The sequence below is a fragment of the Streptomyces sp. R-74717 genome (assembly GCF_047305335.1).
GTDB lineage: Bacteria > Actinomycetota > Actinomycetes > Streptomycetales > Streptomycetaceae > Streptomyces > Streptomyces atratus.
Genome location: NZ_CP102361.1, coordinates 3,516,159 through 3,535,060, shown reverse-complemented (window position 1 = coordinate 3,535,060; position 18,902 = coordinate 3,516,159). Strand labels below are relative to the sequence as shown.

The window sequence follows — 18,902 nt, the reverse complement described above, 5'->3', positions numbered from 1 at the left end:
GTTCACGGCGTCCGGGGTACGCCCCGGTTCCACAGTTCCTCGGCGTGCTCGGCGAACCTGTCGAACATCCCGCTGTCGCCCTGGCGGCGCAGATGCAGGAGAGGCGAGTCGTGGCCGACGAGCCGGGCCAGGTGGGGTGTCACGAGTGCGTCGTGGTCGAACCTGAACACGGACAGGGATACGTGGTTCACGGCATCCTCGGCGCTGCTGAATCGCGTTTCCAGGCCCTCCAGCGGACCAAGCCGTCCCAGGTGCTCCAGGCTGATCCGGATGCGCGTTGCGACGCTCAGGGCGACGTCCTCGATGGCCTCACGCTGGCGGGTCACTTCCCCGTCGGGATCACCGAGCAGGAAGCGCACCCGGCATCCCTCTGAGATCTTCCTGCGCAGTGTGTCGACGAATGCGGGTTGCTCCAGCCACACGAAGTAGTTCGTGTATCCGGCCAGGAAGATGTCCGTCGTGGCACCTTCGATCAGTTCGCCCCACACCGTCGACGGGCAGGCCGATCGGTACGGGTATGCGTGTACCAACTCGCGGTCGTGACCGGTCTTCACGCGTTCCTGTACGGCCTTCGGCCAGATCATCTCTTCGTCCACCTTCAGCGCCCGGCACGCGTCGACACGGTTCCTTGCATGAGGTACCAACTCGGAATCGGCCAGCCACCGTTCCACGGTCTTGGGTGCCACGCCGATACGGGCGGCGAGTTTCCGTGGCGAGAGCTTGGCGTCTGCCATAGCCGATCGTAGAGCGACGTTCAAGACTTCCCCCAGCGACGTTTGGGCCTTTTTGAACCGTAGTGCTCAACGGTCCAACTGTCCGTGGTTCGTCGCGAGATACGTCCGCAAGGGGCGAGCAGCATCGCAGCCATGACGGCACACAGGACGACGATGGACAAGCCCGTGCACCTTCAGCTCCCTCCGGAACCTCCCCGAGCGGCGGAGGGGTGCGATGTGTGCGCGGCCCTGGTCGAGCAGAGGCAGGAGGCAAAGGCGCGAGGCGACTACTCGGCCGAGACGGACGCGAACGTGGAGATCCGTAACCACCCTCACAGGAGGAGGGGACGCCGACGATGACACAGGGGGCGAGGAGGATGGAGATGCGGCAGTGGCGCGAGGGCCGCAAGGTGGCAGAGGACGCCACGGAGGCGCTGAAGGCAGCTTTCGCGGCACGCGGCTTCCGTGCCGACCGGATCGGCCACCTGCGGCCCGTGGTGACTCACTCGGGGCGGCCCCACGTCCATCTGGGGACGCTCCCCGCCGACATGGTGGAGTGCCTGGCAGAGGCTCTCAGGCGCTGTCAGCCGCCGACGCCGTAGCGGTCTTCTGGCAGAACCGAGCGCCCATCGGTAGCCAGCGGCTGATGATGAACGCAGGCCTGAGGCTGATCGGCTTAACTTTTCTCTACTTGCTCAAGGGCGCGCCTTCGGCGCGCCGGGCGGCCAAGTCGCCTCGGCCGGGCATGCGGCCTGGCGGTCGGTCCCGACCGAACGACAGCTGCCCAGCCGCATCGCTGCCCGAGCCGCAGAGAAAGTAGCCGCCGATCGCATCGTGCGCCCCTCCTCCGCTGCTTCGGCGGGGCGCCGACCTTCCAGAGGCCGTGCGGCTGGGGCGGGCGGCGCCGTGAGGCTTTACTGATCGTTTCAGAATCATGTGCAGAGCTGAGGACCGCGGCGGGGCTGTGACTGGAGTGGTATTGCAGGTGCCGTCAGATGCCTTCGGTTTCTTCCTGGGGAGTGACGAGACAGAAGGGGTGGCCGACGGGGTCGGCGTACACCCGGTACCCGATTGGCTTGTCTGACCCGTCAAGCAGTGTGGCGCCCAGTGCAAGTACCTGTGGCTCAGCTACGTCGAGATCCGTGACCATGACGTCAATGTGCATCTGTTGAGGGTGTTCAGGATTGGACCATTGCGGCCGCCGGTAGTCGTCGACCTTTTGAAACGCCACGACTTCCGTACCTGACGTGCTACCGAGCACGACGAACTCAGGGGTGTCCTCCAGTCGTGAGAGCGACAGCAGTTTCTCGTAGAAGGCGGCGAGCGCGGATGGGTCGGGGCAGTCGATGACGGTGGTCCACAGATGTCCGATCATCTCGCCGAGTATGCCGCGTGATGCTGACGCCCGCTCCGACGCGCACCGGCTCACCGTCCGGCCCCATCAGCGGCTCATCCCAGATCAGCCCGACTAACACCAGTCGGCTTGTATCTGGGGAGAGCGGGGTGGATCAGATCGTCGCGTTTGAGCAGCAGCCGTACGCCGTGGCGCGCGAAGCGTACGTCCTCGGCCGGTTGCAGGGGTGAGGGGAGCACCGGCTGCGGGCGGGAGAGGTCGAGTGCTTCGGAGGGCATGCCGCAATTGTCGCCGTGCCATGCCGTGCCGGGTGGGTGCGGGTCATTTCAGGCGGTCGTGGATCCGGTCCCGCATGGAGTGCATCGAGAAGCCGCGGGGATCGATCTTGCCGGGCTGCCACTCCTTGTGGCCGATCACTGAGCGGGACGTCCAGCCGTGGTGACGGCAGACCGCGGCGGCGGCCTTCTCGATCGCCCGTTCCCGTCGGTGTTGGCCTCGTTGTCGGACGTGAGGCGCTTCTCGGCGACGACGGCGCGCAGTACGTCGTCGTCGCCGAGTCCGGCGTGGTTGGCGCGGCCGTAGCCGACCAGGTGGATCCGGCCGTCCTTGGCGATCACGCCGTGGCACAGCGGGCCGGGCAGCTCCGGATGGCCGTCGCGGCAGATGCGGACGGTGGAGGCGGTGCCCTCGGTGGCCGTGTGGTGGATCATCACGCCGCTGACCGGGCCTTAGGGTTTCCGGCCCATCCCCGGACCGGCTGTTCGGTCCGTGTGCAAGCCGATCCGGTCAATTCCGCGAGCAGTGGGTTGGGTTCAGCCCTGGGCGAGCCACAGGTCGGGGCCGAACACCTCGTAGTGGATGTCCGCCGCCGGGACGCCCTTGGCCAGCAACTGGGTGCGTACGGCCCGCATGAAGGGCAGTGGTCCGCAGAGGTAGGCGTGGGTGCCGGGGGCGATCGCGAGGCCGCTCAGATCGACCCGGCCGGTGCGGTCGGCGGGGTGGCCGGGCTCCGGGGTCTCGTACCAGAAGTGGGCGACGGCGTCGGGGAGTTTGCCGGTGAGCAGGGCGTGGTCGGTGCGCATCGCGTGGTCGGAGGGGGAGCGGTCGCCGTGCACGACGGCGACCGGGGCGCGGTGTCCGGTCGCCGCGAGGTGTTCCAGCATCGACAGCATCGGGGTGCAGCCGATGCCCGCGGAGGCGAGCAGGAGCGGGGCATCGGCGGAGTCGAGTACGAGATCGCCGTACGGGGCGGAAACACGCAGCCGGTCGCCCGCCCCGACCTCGGCGTGCAGATGACGGGAGACCTCGCCGTCGGGCGAGCCGCCGTCGTGCACCCGCTTGACGGTGATCGAGCGGAGCGGGGAGCCGGGGGCGCTGGAGAGGCTGTACTGGCGGATCTGGCGGGCCCCGTCGGGGAGTTCCACCTGTACGGAGACGTACTGGCCGGGGCGGAAGGCGGGGGCGGGTGCGCCGTCTGCCGGGCGGAGCTGGAAGGTGGCGACATCCGCCGTCTCCTCGATCCGGGTGGCCACCTCCCACTCGCGCCACACGTCACCGGCGACGACGCCCTGCTGTGCGTACAGCCGCTCCTCGATCGAGATCAGGGCGCCCGCCATCAGCCAGTAGACCTCGTCCCAGGCGGCGGCGACCTCCGGGGTGACTGCGTCGCCGAGCACCTCGGCGATGGCGGCGAACAGATGGGTGTGCACGATGTCGTACTGCGCGGCGGTGACGCCGAGCGAGGCGTGCTTGTGCGCGATCCGGCTGAGCATCACGTCGGGGCGGGTGTCCGGGTGCTCGACCAGCTGGGTCGCGAAGGCGGCGATGGAGCCCGCGAGAGCCTGGCGCTGGGCGCCGGACGCCTGGTTGCCGCGGTTGAAGAGGTCACGCAGCAGCTCGGGGTGGGCGTCGAAGAGCTTGCGGTAGAAGAGATCGGCGATGTCTCCGATGGCCGCTCCCACGGCGGGGAGGGTGGCACGGACGGTGGCGGTCGACGTCTCGGAGAGCATCGGTGACTCCTGGGTTCTTGAATTGGTATCTGAGATTCACATTTTTGGGCAGTGTGAAACCGGGCGATGGCGCCCGTGGTGCGGTGCGCGGTGGCTCAGTCGGCGGCCGGGCGGCCGCTGCTGATGCCGATGAGCAGTGGACCGGTGGGGGAGGTGACGAGTTCGGTGACGGTGATCGGATCGAGCGAGGCGTAGAAGGCCTCCTCCGCCTGGCGCAGGGCGCCGCGCAGCCGGCAGGCCGAGCGCAGGGGGCAGGGGGTGGCGCCCTCGCACTCGACGACGTCGCCGGGTCCCTCCAGCTCCCGGACGAGTCCGCCGATCGAGGCGGCCCGGCCCGCTCCGGTGAGGCTGAGCCCGCCGCCGCGGCCCCGGCGCGCCTCGATGAGGCCGAGGTGCTGGAGCTTGGCGACGACCTTCGCGGTGTGGGTGTACGGCACCTGCATGGTCGCCGCCACCTCCCGGGTGGTCGGCGGGTCCTCGTTCTCCACGACGGCGAGGCGCATCAGTACGCGCAGCGCCACGTCGGTGAATCTCGTCAGCCGCATGATGGACACGGTAGATAAGTTGCATCAGGGATGCAAATTAATGGGACCCGTGGACATCGCTGAACGTCGTGCCCAGACCAAAGCCCGAATAGTCGCACTCTTTTGTGTAATGGCGTGCCGACTCTCCGTGCTGAAAGGCTTCTTCACGCAGGTCAGCCGATGATCGAGAGGACGTCAGATGTCCGTTGGTGAAGAGGTTCAGAACGCGCCGGTGCCGCCGCAGCAGAGTCTGGGCACGGCAGCGGCGCGGAACCTCGCGACGACCACCAAGTCCGCTCCGCAGATGCAGGAGATCACCTCACGGTGGCTGCTGAAGATGCTGCCGTGGGTGCAGGTACAAGGTGGCACCTACCGGGTGAACCGCAGGCTGAGCTACTCGGTCGGGGACGGCCGGGTGACCTTCGTGCAGACCGGTGACCGGGTCACGGTCATTCCCGCCGAGCTCGGAGAGCTGCCCGCCCTGCGGGAGTTCGACGACGAGGAGGTGCTCGGCGAACTGGCCCGGCGGTGCGAGCAGCGTGAAATTGCCGCGGGCCAGGTTCTGGCCGGCGCCGGGGAGGCGGCGGACCGTGTCTTCCTCCTGGCGCACGGCAAGGTCGAGAAGGTCGGCACCGGCCTGTACGGGGACGAGACAGTGCTCGGGGTCCACGCCGACGGGGCGTATTTCGGCGACCACGCCCTGATCGACGGCGACGCCGTCTGGGAGTACACGGCCCGTGCCGTCACCGCCTGCACGGTGCTGACGCTGAGGCGGGCCGACGTGCTGAATCTCGCCGAGCGCGCGGATTCGCTCCGCACCCATCTCGCCGGACTGCTCAGCATTCCGCAGCAGCGCACCAACAAGTACGGCGAGGCGGAGATCGATCTCTCCGCCGGCCATGTCGGCGAAGCCGTCGTCCCGCATACATACGTGGACTATGAATCGGCGCCGCGTGAGTACGAACTGAGCGTCGCCCAGACCGTGCTGAAGGTCCACAGCAGGGTCGCCGACCTCTACAACCAGCCGATGAACCAGACCGAGCAGCAGTTGCGGCTCACGGTCGAGGCGCTGCGCGAGCGCCAGGAGCACGAGCTGATCAACAACCGCGAGTTCGGTCTGCTCAACAACTGCGACTACGGGCAGCGCCTCCAGCCGCACGACGGGGCGCCCAGCCCCGACGACATGGACGAACTGCTCTCGCGCCGCCGCGGCTCGAAGCTCTTCCTCGCGCATCCGCGGGCCATTGCCGCATTCGGCCGTGAGTGCAACAAGCGCGGTCTGGTGCCGGAGAGCGTGGAGGTCGGCGGACACCATGTGCCGGCCTGGCGGGGCGTACCGATCTTCCCGTCCAACAAGATCCCGGTCACCGATGCCCGGACCACGTCGATCATCTGCATGAGGACGGGTGAGGCCGAGCAGGGCGTCATCGGACTCCAGCAGACCGGCATCCCCGACGAGATCGAGCCCAGCCTGTCGGTCCGGTTCATGGGCATCGACGAGCAGGCGATCATCTCCTATCTGGTGACGGCCTACTACTCCGCAGCCATCCTCGTACCGGACGCCCTCGGCGTACTGGAAAACGTAGAGGTCAGCCGCTGGCGGTAGCCATCGGGGGCCCGGACGGCGATGTCCGGGCCCCCGTCAACCTCCGCCCCCGGGCAGCCGTGCCCGGGGCGGCCTCGGGAGGACGCCCCAGTGAAGACCCACCACGCACTCCAACCGCCCACACCCCGGGCCCCGGGTGACAACGACCCGGCCGCCCTCGCAGTGCAGGGCCATGAGGCCACAGCCCTCCTGGAACAGACCCGCACCCTCGTCGATCCCCAACTGCGCGCCGCCGTCGACTCCTTGCCCGGATCGATCCGCCGCGTAGCGATGTACCACTTCGGCTGGCAGCAGGCCGACGGCACCCCGTCATCGGGACGGGCGGGCAAGGCGATCAGGCCCGCGCTCGTCCTCGCCGCCGCCCGGGCGCTGGGCGGCGACCCGCAACGGGCGGTACGGGCAGCCGTCGCCGTGGAGCTGGCCCACAACTTCACCCTGCTGCACGACGACGTCATCGACGAGGACCGGACCCGCCGGCACCGGCCCACGGCCTGGGCGGTCTTCGGTATCCCGGACGCGGTCATCGCCGGTGACGCCATGCTTGCCCTCGCCCAGCGGCTGCTCGCCGAGGACGCCGGCCCGGCCTCGGCCCGCGCCTCGGCGAGGCTCTCGACCTGTGTCATCGAGCTGTGCGCAGGCCAGCAGGCCGACTGCGCCTTCGAGGAACGCGGTCCGCACGAAGTCTCACTGGACGAGTGCCTGACCATGGCCACCGCCAAGACGGGAGCCCTGCTCGGTTGCGCCTGCGCACTGGGTGCGCTGTATGCCGGCGCGGGGGAGCGGGCGGTCGGCGCGATGGACGGATTCGGCCGGGAGGCGGGCCTCGCCTTCCAGCTCATCGACGATCTGATCGGTATCTGGGGGGATCCGGCACAGACCGGAAAGCCGGTCGGGGCGGATCTCGTCGCCCACAAGAAGTCCCTGCCCGTGGTCGCCGCGCTGACCTCCGGCACGCCCGCAGCGGCCGAACTGGCCGCGCTCTACCGGGGACCGATGAATACACCCGGTGAGGTGAGCCGCGCCACCGATGCCGTCGACCGGGCCGGTGGCCGGGACTGGGCGCAGATCTGCGCGGCCGACCGGATGGCACGCGCGGTCCACCACCTGTCCCGGGCGGTCCCCGACCTGGCCCCGGCGGGCGATCTCCTGACCCTGGCGGAGTTCGTCACCCGCCGGACGCACTGAGCACGGAAGGAGGGAGCGGTACGCGGAGCGGGATCGGAGGGGGCGCGGAGAAAGGAGCGGAGAGCCGAGACCGGTGAAGGAGGCGGAGAAGGAGAACGGAGCAAGGTGCCGAGGTCACAAGGCCCGTGAGACGAAAAGGAGGGCGACCGGGCGACTGTCATGGGCACGGGCTACAGTCCGTGCCCATGACAGATGAGTCATGGGCAGGGTGGTACCGGGACCGACAGGGTTCCGACGCCGTCATCCTCACCACCGACGGACAGCAACTCCGCCTCCGGACCAGGGGCATCGACTTCGAGGGCGAAAGCTTCGACAGCCTCACCCCGGTGGCCGGCACACCACCGGCCGACGACCTGTTCGCCCTGGTGGACGGTGCGTTGGGCGACTGTGTCCTGGAATGGGACCTGCCGCTCCCGGTCCTCTGGGACGGAGCCGTCCATCAGGCCACGCTCGGTTGCCTGTTGTCGCTGCGCCGCCCCGATCCGTATCTCTACCTGGAGCTGCAGTTCGGCGGGGCGGCCTACGGGTCCCATCGTGCGGAGAGCGACTTCGCGTCCGCCCTCGCCACGATCCAGCGCGCCCTGCCGCCCGGCGTGCGCCTGCAGACCTGCATCGCCTGCGCCTTCTCGGACTACTTCCCGTCCCCCGGCCGCGGCCTTTCCGGCGGCCTCGCATGCTTCCGGGGCGCCAAGGACGCCTACCGCGGGGCGGCCGGTGAGGGCGATGTCCTGGATCTGTGGGACCGGCGGACCGGATTCGTCCAGGAGATCTGGAGCTGCCGCGAGTACGAGCCCCGCCCGGAGCGAGGCGTCGGCACCGGGCACCGGGGTGCGTTCCCGCTGGAGCTGGCTTGATCTTCTCCGCCTGACCGGTTGTTGCCGCCCTCCAGTTGCTCGTCGGACTCTTCCCGACCACGACGAGGGCGGTCCGTACCTCATCCCGCCATCCCCGACGGCATGCCATCCCGACGGCATGCCGTCAAAGCTTTGCCACACCTCCATTGTTCTATTAGCATGCAAACAATGGAGGTTTTCATGATGCGTAAGAATCTGGGCCGCGCGACTCTCGTCGCCCTGCCGTTCCTGCTCGCGCTCGTCGCCGATCTGGTGCTGCTCGCCGTCTTCCGCGACCGGCTTCCCGGACAACTGGCCAGTCACTTCCGGGCCGATGGCCGGGCGGACGGCTATGCGGGGCAGGTGTGGCACGCCGTGGCCAACGTTCTGCTGTTCGCCGTGACCGGTGCTCTGTGGGCCCTCACGGTGGTGCGGGGGAAGTTCTACGGGTGGGCCCACCGCTGGCTGGTCGCCGGTGGATATGCCTTCGCCGGATTCCTCGGCTGGGTGATGGCAGCCGTGCTGCTCGCCAACGTGGATGCCGGTGAGAATGCGCAGGGGGAGGCGCAGGGTGTGTCGTTCCCGATGTGGCAGCTCGCCGTCGCCCTGGGGGTCGCCGTGCTCGCCGGGGGGCTCGGGATGGTGCTGGCCGCGCTCGGTCCCGTACCGAAGCAGCCGGCCGCGACCGGGCAGGCCGGGGACGGTGCGCGGATCGCGCTCGCCGACGGGGAGGTCGCCGGATGGGCGCGCAGCGCCGGGAGTTGGTGGCTTCCGCTGATCGCGCTCGCGCTCGTGGCCGGCGGGGTGGTGCTGCTGTTCGTCTCGGGCTGGGCGGCCGCGATTCCGCTGCTGCTCCTCGGTGTGCTGCTGGCTGCCTTCGCCCGGCCGTACGTGGTGGTGGACCGGCGCGGCATCACCATCTCGGGAATGCTGCCCTGGCCGCGCCTCAGGGTGCCGCTCGACCGGATCGAGGCCGCGACCAGCAGGGACATCAACCCCCTTGCGGAGTACGGGGGCTGGGGGTATCGCATCCGCCCAGGACGGAGCGGTGTCATGATCCGCTCCGGTGAGGGAATCGTGGCGACACTGGCCGGCGGCCGGGACTTCGCGGTGACCGTCGACGATTCGGCGACCGGCGCCGCGCTCCTCAACACCCTCATCGACCAGCGCCGAGCGGAGCACTGACCATGCTCTTCCGCGTCGATCCCACCTCCACCGTGCCGCTCGGTGATCAGATCGCGGCGTCCGTGCGCCGCGCCGTCGCCGAGGGGACGGTGACGCCGGGCGAACGTCTGCCCGCCGCCCGGGTGCTCGCCGATTCCCTGGGGGTCAATGTCCATACGGTGCTGCGGGGTTATCAGCAGCTCCGAGAGGAGGGGCTGATCGAACTGCGCCGGGGGCGCGGTGCGGTCGTCACCGGCGGCGCATCCCCGCACCGGGCCCGGCTGCTGGAGCGCGTACGCGAAGTGGCCGCGGACGCACGCGAGCTGGGGATGACGGAGGACGAGCTGCTGACCCTGGTCCGTACCGCACTCAACAACCCGTAGGTCAGCGCAGTCCGTCCCAGCCCCAGCGCGGCGTCGGGCCGGGATCGCCGAGGTCCTCGCCGACCGGGGACGCCGACACATCGCGGGCGACGCCCGTGCCCCAGTCGAAGTACTCCAGGACCCGGCGGCGCAGCAGCGCGTCGTCCGGGAGCTCCTTCTCGACGGCGTCCGTCATCAGCTCCATCCAGCGCAGCCGCTGCTGCTCGGTGATGGACAGCCCGAGGTGGGCGCGCAACAGGGTCTGGTGACCGCCGTGTTGCGCGGTGAAGTCGGCGGGGCCGTCGAAGATCTCGGCCAGCCAGACGGCGACATGCTCGATATGGGTCGGGGTGAAATCCGCGAAGACGGATGCGAGCAGCGGATCCGCCAGCACGTTGTCGTAGAAGGTGTTGCTCAGCCGGTGCAGTGCGTGCATGCCGCCGACGGCTTCGTGCAGGGAACCGGAACGCTCGCTCACGCTCGTACCTCCATGGGGACGGCCCGCCTGTGGTGGCCGTTTCCAGCATCCCCCGGAACGAGTGGCGCGGCCCGGCCTGTTCGCTGCGGGCGGATCAAGTGGGGGCGAGCGTTCACCTGTCCGTCAGAGGCCCAAGGGGCCACCCCGTCCTACGAGGTGGCCCCCGGTGCCGCTGAGCAGCCGGACAGCAATCAGGAGCCGCTGCGTGCCAGTGCGGCCGCGAAGCCGTTCTGCCACAGGTAGTTCACCTGGCTGCGCTCGTTCGCGTTGGGATACGGGTTGGTGCAGGACGTGCCGGGACCGCCGCCCGACATCAGCTCGCTGCACGGACCGGAGTAGTGGTCCGGAAGGCCGAGCACGTGACCGGTCTCGTGCGCGGTGACGCGGGTCGAGTCGTACTGCTGGTTCTGTGCGTAGTCCAGGAAGATGTACCCGTTGCCGTGCCCGTCGGTGCTGGCGTACGAACCGCTCGGGTCGTTGCCCTCGTAGTAGGCGAAGTCGGCGTTCGAGCCTTCCTGGAGCCGGACGTTGGAGACCGAGCTGTTCCAGATCTGCGCACTGCTGGATATCTCGGTGCGGAAGCTCGGTGCGTTGGCGGTGCTGTAGACGATGGTGACCGCCTGGGCGCCGGGGTTCGCCGCCCGCTTCTTGGCGACGGACTTGGCGACCGCCTCGAAGAACGCCTTGTTCGCGGCGGCGCTCTCGTGCGACCCGGAGCCGGAGGTGTAGCCCGCGTGGGCCTCCGAGGCGGCGGCGGGGGGTGTGGCGGGTGCGGGAGGGGAGGCGATGGCGGGTGCGGTGCCCAGCGCGGCCGCGAGGCCGAAGCCGAGGCCGACCACGGCCGACATGACGGTCCTGGGGTGTCTCATGGGGGGTCTCCTACCGATTACCTGTCCGATGAACCCGTCCGGTCATCGGACTCGGACGGGGTGCGGTACGCAGAGAGTGTCGGGGAGCGGAAGCCGTGGCGGATGATGTCAACCGGCGATAGCACCGGCTTATCGCCATCCCCGGTGCCGTTGTCGACGTCTCCACCAACTCCCGGTGAATTAATGGACTTTGATGGGATTGGGGCGTCTGGTGCGACCGTGGCACGCCGTCCTACGCTCGACCGTATGGAGCTTGAGGTGAGACACCTCAGGGCGCTGTGCGCCATCGCCGACACGGGCAGCCTGCACCGAGCGGCCCGCAGGCTGGGCGTGAGCCAGCCCTCCCTGACCACCCAGTTGCGGCGGATCGAGAACACTCTGGGCGCCGAGTTGTTCAGCCGCGAACGGACCGGCTGCCGGCCGACGTTGCTCGGCCGCGCCGTCCTCAGCCGGGCCCGCCCCCTGGTCGACGGAATGACCGCCCTGGTCAGCGAGGCGAAGGCGGAGGCCGAAACGGTCCGCGCCCCGGGCCCCCGGCTGCGCATCGGCTGCACCGCGAGCCGGGTCATCGGCGGCTGGCTGCGCAGGCTGCGGCTCCGGCTGCCCGGCACGGACATCTCGCTGCGGGTCGACGTATCGGCCAGTGCCCTGCTGCATACGGTCGATGCGGGCGGGCTCGATGTCGCCTTCGTGCACGAGGTCGAGGGCTGTCCGCTGGCCATCCCGGAGGGCCTGGAGCAGCGCGTACTCCTGGACCGCGAACCGCAGTTCATCTCCATGGCCCGGGACCATCCGGCCGCCGACCGGCCCGTGGTCGACCTCGGGGACCTGGCCGCCGACCGGTGGATGGTCGACCCCACGGTGGACGGCGAATGGGACGGGCTGCGCCGGGTGTTCGGCGAGGCGGGCCTCGCGCCGACCGTCCTGCACGGCGACTACCTCACCGCCGCGTCCCTCGTCGTGCTCGGCGAGGCGGTCGCACCCTGCCAGCCCACCTCCGGGCCGCGCGACGACATGGCGATCCGTCCGCTGCGCGACGACCCCCTGGCCGTAAGGCTGCTGCTGGTGTCCCGGCCGGGCGCCGACATGGCGACGGTGTACGGGGAGCTGGAGGCGGCCTACCGGGAGGCGGCCCAGCGGGCGGCCGGGTACCACCAGTGGCTGCTGCGCAACCGCAGCCCGCTCGCCCGCACACAGTGAAGGACCGCTGTCCGATTCCGCCGAGAGCGAGGACCTGTTCCACCCCGGCCGTCCGGCGGGCAGAGTCGGTCCCATGAGGCTTCTGATGCTGGGCGGAACGGAATTCGTCGGTCGCGCCGTGACCGAGGCGGCGCTCGCGCGCGGCTGGGAGGTCACGGTGTTCCACCGCGGCCGTCACGCACCCCCGCAGGGCGTGACGGAACTCCTCGGTGACCGCACCACCGGCGACGGTCTCGCCGCGCTGGCCGCAGCCGCCGGCCGCCACAGGGGTACGCCCGAGTGGGACATGGTCGTCGACACCTGGAGCGGCGCCCCCTCGGCCGTACGGGACGCGGCCCGTCTGCTGGCCGACCGGGCCGCCCGGTACGCGTACGTTTCCAGCCGTTCCGTGTACGACTACCCGGCCCCGGCCGGTCTGCCCGAGGACGGCCCGCTGGTGGCCGGTGCCTCGCCCGACGCCGGTGGGGATGTCTCGTACCCCCTTGCCAAACGCGGCGGCGAACTGGCCGCACTCGACGCCTTCGGGGACCGCGCCCTGCTGGCCCGCGCGGGACTGATCCTGGGCCCCTGGGAGAACGTGGGCAGACTGCCCTGGTGGCTGCTGCGGATCGCCCGCGGCGGGCTCGTACTGGCCCCGGGGACACCGGACCTGATGCTCCAGTACATCGACGCCCGCGACCTCGCCGATTGGCTCCTGGACGCGGGGCGCGGTGGTCTGCACGGGCCGTACAACCTGGTCAGCCGCCCCGGCCACGCCACCATGGGGCAACTGCTGGACGCCTGTGTACACGCCACCGGCTCAGATGCGGAACTCCGCTGGACACCCGCTGAGACCATCCTCGCGGCAGGTGTGGAGCCCTGGAGCGACCTGCCGGTCTGGCTGCCGCCGGGCGAGCTGTACGACACCATGCACCGGGGCGACGTCAGCAAGGCGTACGCGGCCGGTCTGCGTTGCCGGCCGGTGGACGAGACGGTCGCCGATACCTGGAAGTGGCTGGTCGAACTGGACGGCGCGGCCCCGCAACGGCCGGACCGGGCCGCGGTCGGCCTGGACCCGCGGGTGGAGGCCGAACTGCTGGCGGATACGGCCTGAGGCGCGCTCGCGCGCACGGCGTGCCCCGATGCGGCCCTACGTACCGGGGCATCCGGGTGCATCGGAAACCGGCCGGCCCATCCCTCGCTCCCGAACACGGGTTCCCGCGGCGGTGAATGGATTCTCGGCGCCATCGTGGCAGTTCTGCTCGATGCCGGATCGGCGGCCACGCTGATGGCCCGCAGGACGCGTCGGCGCAGCTAGCTTTGGCCCATGGCCGAACTGCTGCTGCACCTCACCGAAGGCCCCTTGTGGGAGGCGGCCCGCGGGATCGGGACGTACGAGATGTCCACCCGCGGCCGCACCCTGCACGAAGAGGGCTTCATCCACTGCTCGCTGCCGCACCAGCTCGCAGGCGTGGCCGAGATGCTGTACGGCGCCGGGAGCCGGGCCGGGGCCGGCGACCAGGATCTGGTGGTCCTCGTCATCGATCCCGCCCGTCTCCCGGCACCCGTACGGTACGAGTCCGTCGCGCCCGGCGGCGAGGAGTTCCCGCACATCTACGGCCCCGTCCCGGTGGACGCGGTCGTGGAGGTGCGCCCCTGGCTGCGAAAGGAAGGCGACCCCGCATGAACCCCCCACCCCCCACGGACCCGGGCGCCCCCATCGTCGCCGTCACCGGCGCGAGCGGTGCGGTCGGCGGCCGTGTCGCACAGCGCCTGGTGCGCGCCGGTGTGCCCGTGCGGCTCCTCGGCCGCGATCCGTCCCGGCTGCCGGAACTGCCCGGCGCCGTCGCCGCACCGCCCGCCCCCTACGGTGACGGGGAGGCCATGCGCCGCGCCCTCGCCGGGGCGCACACGCTGTTCCTCGTCTCGGCGCACGAGAGCCCCGACCGGGTGCGCCAGCACGCGACGGCCGTGGACGCGGCGGTCGCCGTGGGCGTCGAACGCATCGTGTACATCTCGTTCCTCGGCGCGGCGCCGGACGCCACGTTCACCTTCGCCCGGGACCACTGGCACACCGAGGCGCACATCCGGGCCACCGATGTCCGCTACACCTTCCTGCGCGACAGCCTGTACCTCGCCGGCCTCCCGGCGATGACCGGAGCCGACGGGGTGCTGCGCGGTCCCGGCGGCGACGGCCGGGTGTCGGCAGTGGCGCACGAGGACATCGCGGACGCCGCGACCGCCGTGCTGCCGGCCGGCACCGAGAGCGTCGACACCCGCCACGACGGGCTCACGTACGACCTCACGGGCCCCGAGGCGTTCACTCTCGCCGAAGCGGCCGAGGAGATGGGCCGGGTCACCGGCCGGACCATCACCTACGTACCGGAGACCCGCGAGGAGGCCTATGCCTCACGGGCGCAGTACGGTGCCGAGGACTGGGAGGTGGCCGGCTGGGTGACGTCGTACGAGGCCATCGCCACCGGCGAGATGTCCACGGTCTCGGACGCCGTACCGAACCTCACCGGGCATCCGGCGATGAGCCTGGCCACCTATCTGAGGGAGCATCCGGACAGCTATCGGCATCTGCTGAAAACGGACTGACCGCACGGCGGGCGACACCGGAAGAGGAGAGGGGCCGCAGCCCATGCGTACGGAGACCCCCTGGGGCCCATGGGATCCGGCCCCGCTCGAAGAGGCCGCCCGCCTCTTCGCTCCGTTGCGCGTCCCCTGGTGGATCGCGGGCGGATACGCGGTCGAACTCGCCGTGGGCCACACCTTCCGGGACCACGGCGACATCGACGTACTCCTGCTCCGCCGCGACCAGCTCACCGCCCAGCAGATCCTGGCGGGCTGGGAGTGGTGGGCCGCCGATCCTCCCGGCACCCTGCGCCCCTGGCTCCCCGGCGAGGTCCTGCCGCGTCACGTCCACGACATCTGGTGCCGCCCCGGGCCCGCCGAGCCCTGGCGCATCCAGCTCATGCTCGACGACGCGGAGGGCACCGACTGGCTGTTCCGCCGTGATTCCCGCATCCGGCTCCCCCTCGACCGGCTCGGCCGGGTCTCGAAGGACGGCGTCCCGTACCTCTCCCCTGAGGTACAGCTCCTGTACAAGGCCAAGTCCCCGCGGCCCAAGGACGAACAGGACTTCGCGACGGCGCTGCCGACCCTCACCGCGGACCGGCGTGCCTGGCTGACCGAGACGATCACATTGGCCCAGGGCGCCGACCACCCGTGGGCGGCGCGTCTGCGTGCCCACCCGGCCGGCTGACCACCCCTCACCTCACGTACGCACCCGCCCGTGCCGCCGCGGCCGCGGCCGTGGCGGCGCGATCCGCCGCCGCCTCGTCGAGCGGGTCGCCGCTGGCCAGCAGCCGGTAGTAGAGGGGGGCCGATACGGCGCGGATCACCTCGTCCGCGTCCGTGCCCGCGGGCAGTTCCCCGCGTTCGACGGCCTCGGTGACGCAGCCGGACCACTCCTTGATGCGGATCGCGTAGAAGCGGTGCAGGGCCTCGGCCGTGCGCGGGTCGCAGGTCGCCGCGGCGATCACGGACTTGAAGAGGGCGCCCTGCCGTGGATCGGTGAGGGTGGCGACCACCAGCCGGGCATTGGCTCGGAGGTCCTCGGTCAGGGAACCCGTGTCCGCACGGGGTGAGGACTGCTCGGCCATGTCGTCGAGCAGGTCGGCGATCAGGCCGGTGGGGGTGGACCAGCGCCGGTAGACGGTCGTCTTGCCGACTTCCGCGCGGCGCGCGACATCGGCGAGGTCCAGGCGGTCGAAGCCGTGCTCGGCCAGGGCGTCGCCTGCGGCCCGCAGGACCGATTCACGGACCCGGGCGGTACGGCCACCGGGCCGGACGGTGCCGGGCTCCACACCCTCAGAAGTCATAACGGGTCTCCAGTTCCATTAGTAAAGCTTCCTCTGCTACGGTGACTCGCACATTAACGGAACTCTAGTCCCATTAATACCTCTCCCTGAGGAAGGGCAGCCATGTCCGCACCCAGCCGGGCCCAGTCTTCCGGCACCACCGATGCCGCTCCCGCCGTGCCATCCCCGAAAATCCGCATGACCGGACGGCAGAAACTGGTCCTCGCTCTTCTCCTCGGCGCCCAGTTCATGATCGCCGTTGACTTCTCGATCCTGAACGTCGCACTGCCGGTCGTCGGCGAGGGCCTCGGCTTCCCCCTCTCCCACCTGCAGTGGATCGCCACCGCGTTCGCGCTCGCCGCCGCCGGCTTCACGCTGCTGTTCGGCCGCATCGCCGATCTCGTGGGCCGTAAACGGCTGTTCCTGGGCGGCATGGTCGTCCTCGGTCTCTCCTCCGCCCTGGGCGGTCTCGCCACCTCGCCCGAAGTCCTGCTCACCGCACGGGTGTTGCAGGGTCTCGCCACGGCGGCGGTCACCCCGGCCGGACTCGCGCTGCTGACCACGGCCTTCAAGGAAGGCTCGCTGCGGGAACGCGCGCTGGGTCTCAACGGCGCACTGATGTCCGCCGGATTCACCGCCGGAGCCATCCTCGGCGGTCTGCTCACCGATCTGCTTTCCTGGCGCTGGGCCTTCTTCATCAACGTGCCCGTGGCCGCCCTGGTGGTCTTCCTCGCCCCGGCCGTCATCACCGACTCGCGCCCCGCACGACGCTCCCGGCTCGATGTCCCCGGAGCCGCGACCGTCACCGGCGGACTGCTTCTGCTCGTCTACGGACTGACCCGGGCCGGCGAGTCCGGCTGGACCACGCCCACCACCCTGGCCGCACTCCTCGCAGGTCTCGCGCTCCTCCTCGGCTTCTGGGCCGTCGAGAAGAGGGCCACGGCGCCCCTGGTCCCTGTACGCATCCTGAAGCGGCGCAGCGTCATCTGGGGCAACACTGCCGGCCTGATCGCCTTCGTCACCGAGACCTCACTGGTCTTCCTGCTCACCCTCTATCTCCAGGAGGTCCTCGGCTACTCACCGCTCGCCACCGGTCTCGCCTTCGGCGTCCTGGGCATCGGCACCGTGACCGGCGGCACGTTCGGCGGCCGTGTGGTCGGCCGGTACGGCAGCCGTACGACCATCGTCACCGGCGGCGTCATCCAGGCCGTCGCCACGCTGTCCCTGGTCGCGCTCGGGACATCGGGGGCCTGGATCTGGCTTCTGCTCGCGGCCACCTTCATCGGCGGCATCGGCAACATGCTGATGATCGTCGGCTTCATGGTCACCGCGACCTCCGGTCTCCCCGACGAGGAACAGGGCCTGGCCACCGGCCTCGCCACTATGACCCAGCAGGTCGGTATCACCATGGGCATCCCGGTGATGAGCGCCGTCGCCACCGCCCGGATGTCCGCCCTCGGTGACACCGGGCCCGAGGGTGTCCTGTCGGGAGTCTCGGTGGCGATCCTGGTCGACTCGGCACTGGTCCTGGCCGGCGCCCTGCTCGCCGGCGCCTTCCTCGGTCCGCGTCGAGCGGGTGGTGGCGCGCGTCGGTGAGCAACGGCCCGCCCGCCGATGACGCGGAGATGCCGGACGGATCGGCCCCCGTCCGGCATCTCCGCCCCGTCAGCCCTCGTCGTGCACTTTCTGCAGCGCGGCGATGTCCAGCTTCTTCATGGTCATCATTGCCGCGGTGGTCCGCGCGGCCTTCTCGGCGTCCTGGTCGCCGATCAGATCGATCAGCGCCTCGGGGACGACCTGCCAGGAGACGCCGTATCTGTCCTTCAGCCAGCCGCAGGGCCCCTCTTCGCCCCCGTCGGTGAGACTGCTCCAGTAGTAGTCCACCTCGTCCTGGTCCGAGCAGTGGATCTGGAACGAGATGGATTCGTTGAAGGTGAACTGCGGTCCGCCGTTCAGCCCTACGAACTTCTGGCCGTTGATCTCGAACTCGACCGCCATCACCGACCCGGCGGGCCCGGGCCCTGCTTCGGTGTAGCGGCCGATCCTGCCGAGGCGGGAGTTCTTGAAGACCGAGAGGTAGTACTCCGCCGCCTCCTCGGCCTGCCCGTCGAACCACAGACATGTGGTGAAGCCCTCGGTGGTCATCGCTGTCTCCTGTCGTGAGCGCATGTCCGTCGTGCGCGCATGTCCACCCATACCGACTGATCCCGTACCGGAAACTCATCGGTCGCATATCGCATAGGGGGCATCGGTGGCGCCCCGGCCCACGGCGGACAGCCGCGGCTCAGCGGGTGTCCGGCCCGGGCCGGGACCATTCCCGTCCGCCACGTACGAAGAGGGGTATCAGCGCCGTTCGGCTCCACACGGCCCCGACTGGACGAGCGCCGGTGAGGTCATGGTGGCGGCGGAGACCTCGCCGGGCGGTGTGACCCTTGCGCCGGACAAACAGCTGTCTTCTGCCGGGTGTTGACTCTACGCTCCCCGGAACGGGACTGCGCAGTCCCGCAGGTTGCGGAGCCGTGGCAGAGCGGCCCATTGCGATCGGCGTGCGGGAGGTCCCCCTCATGCCGACTGAGGGGGTTCGGGCGGACCTGCCCTCCCCGTCCGCGGGTTCGAATCCCGCCGGCTCCGCAGCCGATCGGCTGACCGCATCTCCCGTACGTCTCCCGGACGTTCCGGGGACGCCGAAGGGCCCGACCGGTCGAAGCGGTCGGGCCCTTCTGGCTGCCCGCTGGACTGCGGCGCGGCCGCGGTCGCCGG

The 18,902-nt window shown here is 70.2% G+C and carries 20 protein-coding genes, 1 tRNA gene and 2 pseudogenes; 13 read left to right on the top strand and 10 right to left on the bottom strand.

Going from position 1 to position 18,902, the window contains the following annotated elements:
- Positions 1-2 precede the first annotated feature (2 nt).
- Positions 3-734 (bottom strand): XRE family transcriptional regulator, encoded by a 732-nt coding sequence (locus NRF20_RS15825; protein ID WP_398631149.1) that lies wholly within the window; start codon positions 732-734, stop codon positions 3-5.
- A gap of 362 nt (positions 735-1,096) precedes the next feature.
- Between NRF20_RS15825 and NRF20_RS15820 the strand changes: the two genes are divergently transcribed.
- On the top strand, positions 1,097-1,315 hold the full coding sequence (locus NRF20_RS15820; protein ID WP_266358076.1) for a hypothetical protein: 219 nt from the start codon (positions 1,097-1,099) through the stop codon (positions 1,313-1,315).
- A 389-nt stretch (positions 1,316-1,704) separates the two neighbouring features.
- Here NRF20_RS15820 and NRF20_RS15815 read toward each other — a convergent pair whose 3' ends face one another.
- The 5 genes and pseudogenes from NRF20_RS15815 to NRF20_RS15795 all read right to left on the bottom strand — a co-directional run bounded on the left by NRF20_RS15815 (position 1,705) and on the right by NRF20_RS15795 (position 4,621).
- Positions 1,705-2,088, bottom strand: a complete 384-nt coding sequence (locus tag NRF20_RS15815) for a VOC family protein (protein WP_266358074.1) — start codon at positions 2,086-2,088, stop codon at positions 1,705-1,707.
- Between the two features lie 107 nt (positions 2,089-2,195).
- A pseudogene (locus tag NRF20_RS15810) lies at positions 2,196-2,345 on the bottom strand (1-aminocyclopropane-1-carboxylate deaminase); the annotation flags it as partial.
- 43 nt (positions 2,346-2,388) lie between these two features.
- Positions 2,389-2,795, bottom strand: a pseudogene (locus NRF20_RS15805) (N-acetylmuramoyl-L-alanine amidase); the annotation flags it as partial.
- Between the two features lie 84 nt (positions 2,796-2,879).
- On the bottom strand, positions 2,880-4,076 hold the full coding sequence (locus NRF20_RS15800) for a globin domain-containing protein (RefSeq protein ID WP_398631148.1): 1,197 nt from the start codon (positions 4,074-4,076) through the stop codon (positions 2,880-2,882).
- A 95-nt stretch (positions 4,077-4,171) separates the two neighbouring features.
- Complete coding sequence (locus NRF20_RS15795; RefSeq protein ID WP_398631147.1) at positions 4,172-4,621, bottom strand: RrF2 family transcriptional regulator; 450 nt, start codon at positions 4,619-4,621, stop codon at positions 4,172-4,174.
- A gap of 178 nt (positions 4,622-4,799) precedes the next feature.
- Between NRF20_RS15795 and NRF20_RS15790 the strand changes: the two genes are divergently transcribed.
- From NRF20_RS15790 to NRF20_RS15770, 5 genes are all read left to right on the top strand, one after another.
- Entirely contained in the window at positions 4,800-6,206 is a 1,407-nt protein-coding gene (locus NRF20_RS15790) for a family 2B encapsulin nanocompartment shell protein (protein ID WP_398631146.1), read from the top strand.
- Between the two features lie 90 nt (positions 6,207-6,296).
- Positions 6,297-7,391 carry a family 2 encapsulin nanocompartment cargo protein polyprenyl transferase gene (locus NRF20_RS15785; RefSeq protein ID WP_398631145.1) on the top strand — a complete coding sequence of 365 codons (1,095 nt, stop codon included), beginning with the start codon at positions 6,297-6,299 and terminating at the stop codon, positions 7,389-7,391.
- 185 nt (positions 7,392-7,576) lie between these two features.
- Complete coding sequence (locus tag NRF20_RS15780) at positions 7,577-8,245, top strand: DUF6304 family protein (RefSeq protein ID WP_398631144.1); 669 nt, start codon at positions 7,577-7,579, stop codon at positions 8,243-8,245.
- A gap of 180 nt (positions 8,246-8,425) precedes the next feature.
- Positions 8,426-9,409, top strand: coding sequence for a DUF1648 domain-containing protein (locus tag NRF20_RS15775; RefSeq protein WP_398631143.1), 984 nt, complete (start codon positions 8,426-8,428; stop codon positions 9,407-9,409).
- A 2-nt stretch (positions 9,410-9,411) separates the two neighbouring features.
- Positions 9,412-9,771 (top strand): GntR family transcriptional regulator, encoded by a 360-nt coding sequence (locus NRF20_RS15770; RefSeq protein ID WP_398631142.1) that lies wholly within the window; start codon positions 9,412-9,414, stop codon positions 9,769-9,771.
- Position 9,772: 1 nt separating this feature from the next.
- On the opposite strand, the gene NRF20_RS15765 is transcribed toward NRF20_RS15770, so the two are convergent.
- Positions 9,773-10,228: a group II truncated hemoglobin gene (locus tag NRF20_RS15765; protein ID WP_398631141.1), complete on the bottom strand. Its 456-nt coding sequence runs from the start codon at positions 10,226-10,228 to the stop codon at positions 9,773-9,775.
- Between the two features lie 191 nt (positions 10,229-10,419).
- Positions 10,420-11,076, bottom strand: coding sequence for a snapalysin (gene snpA / locus NRF20_RS15760; protein WP_398631207.1), 657 nt, complete (start codon positions 11,074-11,076; stop codon positions 10,420-10,422).
- A gap of 267 nt (positions 11,077-11,343) precedes the next feature.
- Here snpA and NRF20_RS15755 point away from each other — a divergent pair, with 267 nt between their 5' ends.
- The 5 genes from NRF20_RS15755 (at position 11,344) to NRF20_RS15735 (ending at position 15,544) form a co-directional block, all read left to right on the top strand.
- Complete coding sequence (locus NRF20_RS15755; RefSeq protein ID WP_398631140.1) at positions 11,344-12,297, top strand: LysR family transcriptional regulator; 954 nt, start codon at positions 11,344-11,346, stop codon at positions 12,295-12,297.
- 85 nt (positions 12,298-12,382) lie between these two features.
- Positions 12,383-13,390 (top strand): NAD-dependent epimerase/dehydratase family protein, encoded by a 1,008-nt coding sequence (locus tag NRF20_RS15750; RefSeq protein ID WP_398631206.1) that lies wholly within the window; start codon positions 12,383-12,385, stop codon positions 13,388-13,390.
- A gap of 213 nt (positions 13,391-13,603) precedes the next feature.
- Positions 13,604-13,963 carry a DUF952 domain-containing protein gene (locus NRF20_RS15745; RefSeq protein ID WP_266358061.1) on the top strand — a complete coding sequence of 120 codons (360 nt, stop codon included), beginning with the start codon at positions 13,604-13,606 and terminating at the stop codon, positions 13,961-13,963.
- On the top strand, positions 13,960-14,877 hold the full coding sequence (locus NRF20_RS15740) for an NAD(P)H-binding protein (RefSeq protein ID WP_398631139.1): 918 nt from the start codon (positions 13,960-13,962) through the stop codon (positions 14,875-14,877). Before NRF20_RS15745 ends, NRF20_RS15740 begins: the two co-directional genes overlap by 4 nt.
- 43 nt (positions 14,878-14,920) lie before the next feature.
- Positions 14,921-15,544 (top strand): nucleotidyltransferase domain-containing protein, encoded by a 624-nt coding sequence (locus NRF20_RS15735; protein ID WP_398631138.1) that lies wholly within the window; start codon positions 14,921-14,923, stop codon positions 15,542-15,544.
- A 7-nt stretch (positions 15,545-15,551) separates the two neighbouring features.
- On the opposite strand, the gene NRF20_RS15730 is transcribed toward NRF20_RS15735, so the two are convergent.
- Complete coding sequence (locus NRF20_RS15730) at positions 15,552-16,163, bottom strand: TetR/AcrR family transcriptional regulator (RefSeq protein ID WP_398631137.1); 612 nt, start codon at positions 16,161-16,163, stop codon at positions 15,552-15,554.
- A gap of 102 nt (positions 16,164-16,265) precedes the next feature.
- On the opposite strand from NRF20_RS15730, the gene NRF20_RS15725 reads away from it, so the two are divergent.
- Entirely contained in the window at positions 16,266-17,738 is a 1,473-nt protein-coding gene (locus NRF20_RS15725; RefSeq protein WP_398631136.1) for an MFS transporter, read from the top strand.
- Positions 17,739-17,807: 69 nt separating this feature from the next.
- Here the strand turns inward: NRF20_RS15725 and NRF20_RS15720 are convergent, their stop codons facing one another.
- A complete protein-coding gene (locus NRF20_RS15720) occupies positions 17,808-18,287 on the bottom strand; it encodes a VOC family protein (protein WP_413752776.1) in 480 nt (159 codons plus the stop codon).
- Between the two features lie 368 nt (positions 18,288-18,655).
- Here NRF20_RS15720 and NRF20_RS15715 point away from each other — a divergent pair.
- A tRNA-OTHER gene (locus NRF20_RS15715) sits at positions 18,656-18,773 on the top strand.
- The last annotated feature ends 129 nt before the right edge of the window (positions 18,774-18,902 follow it).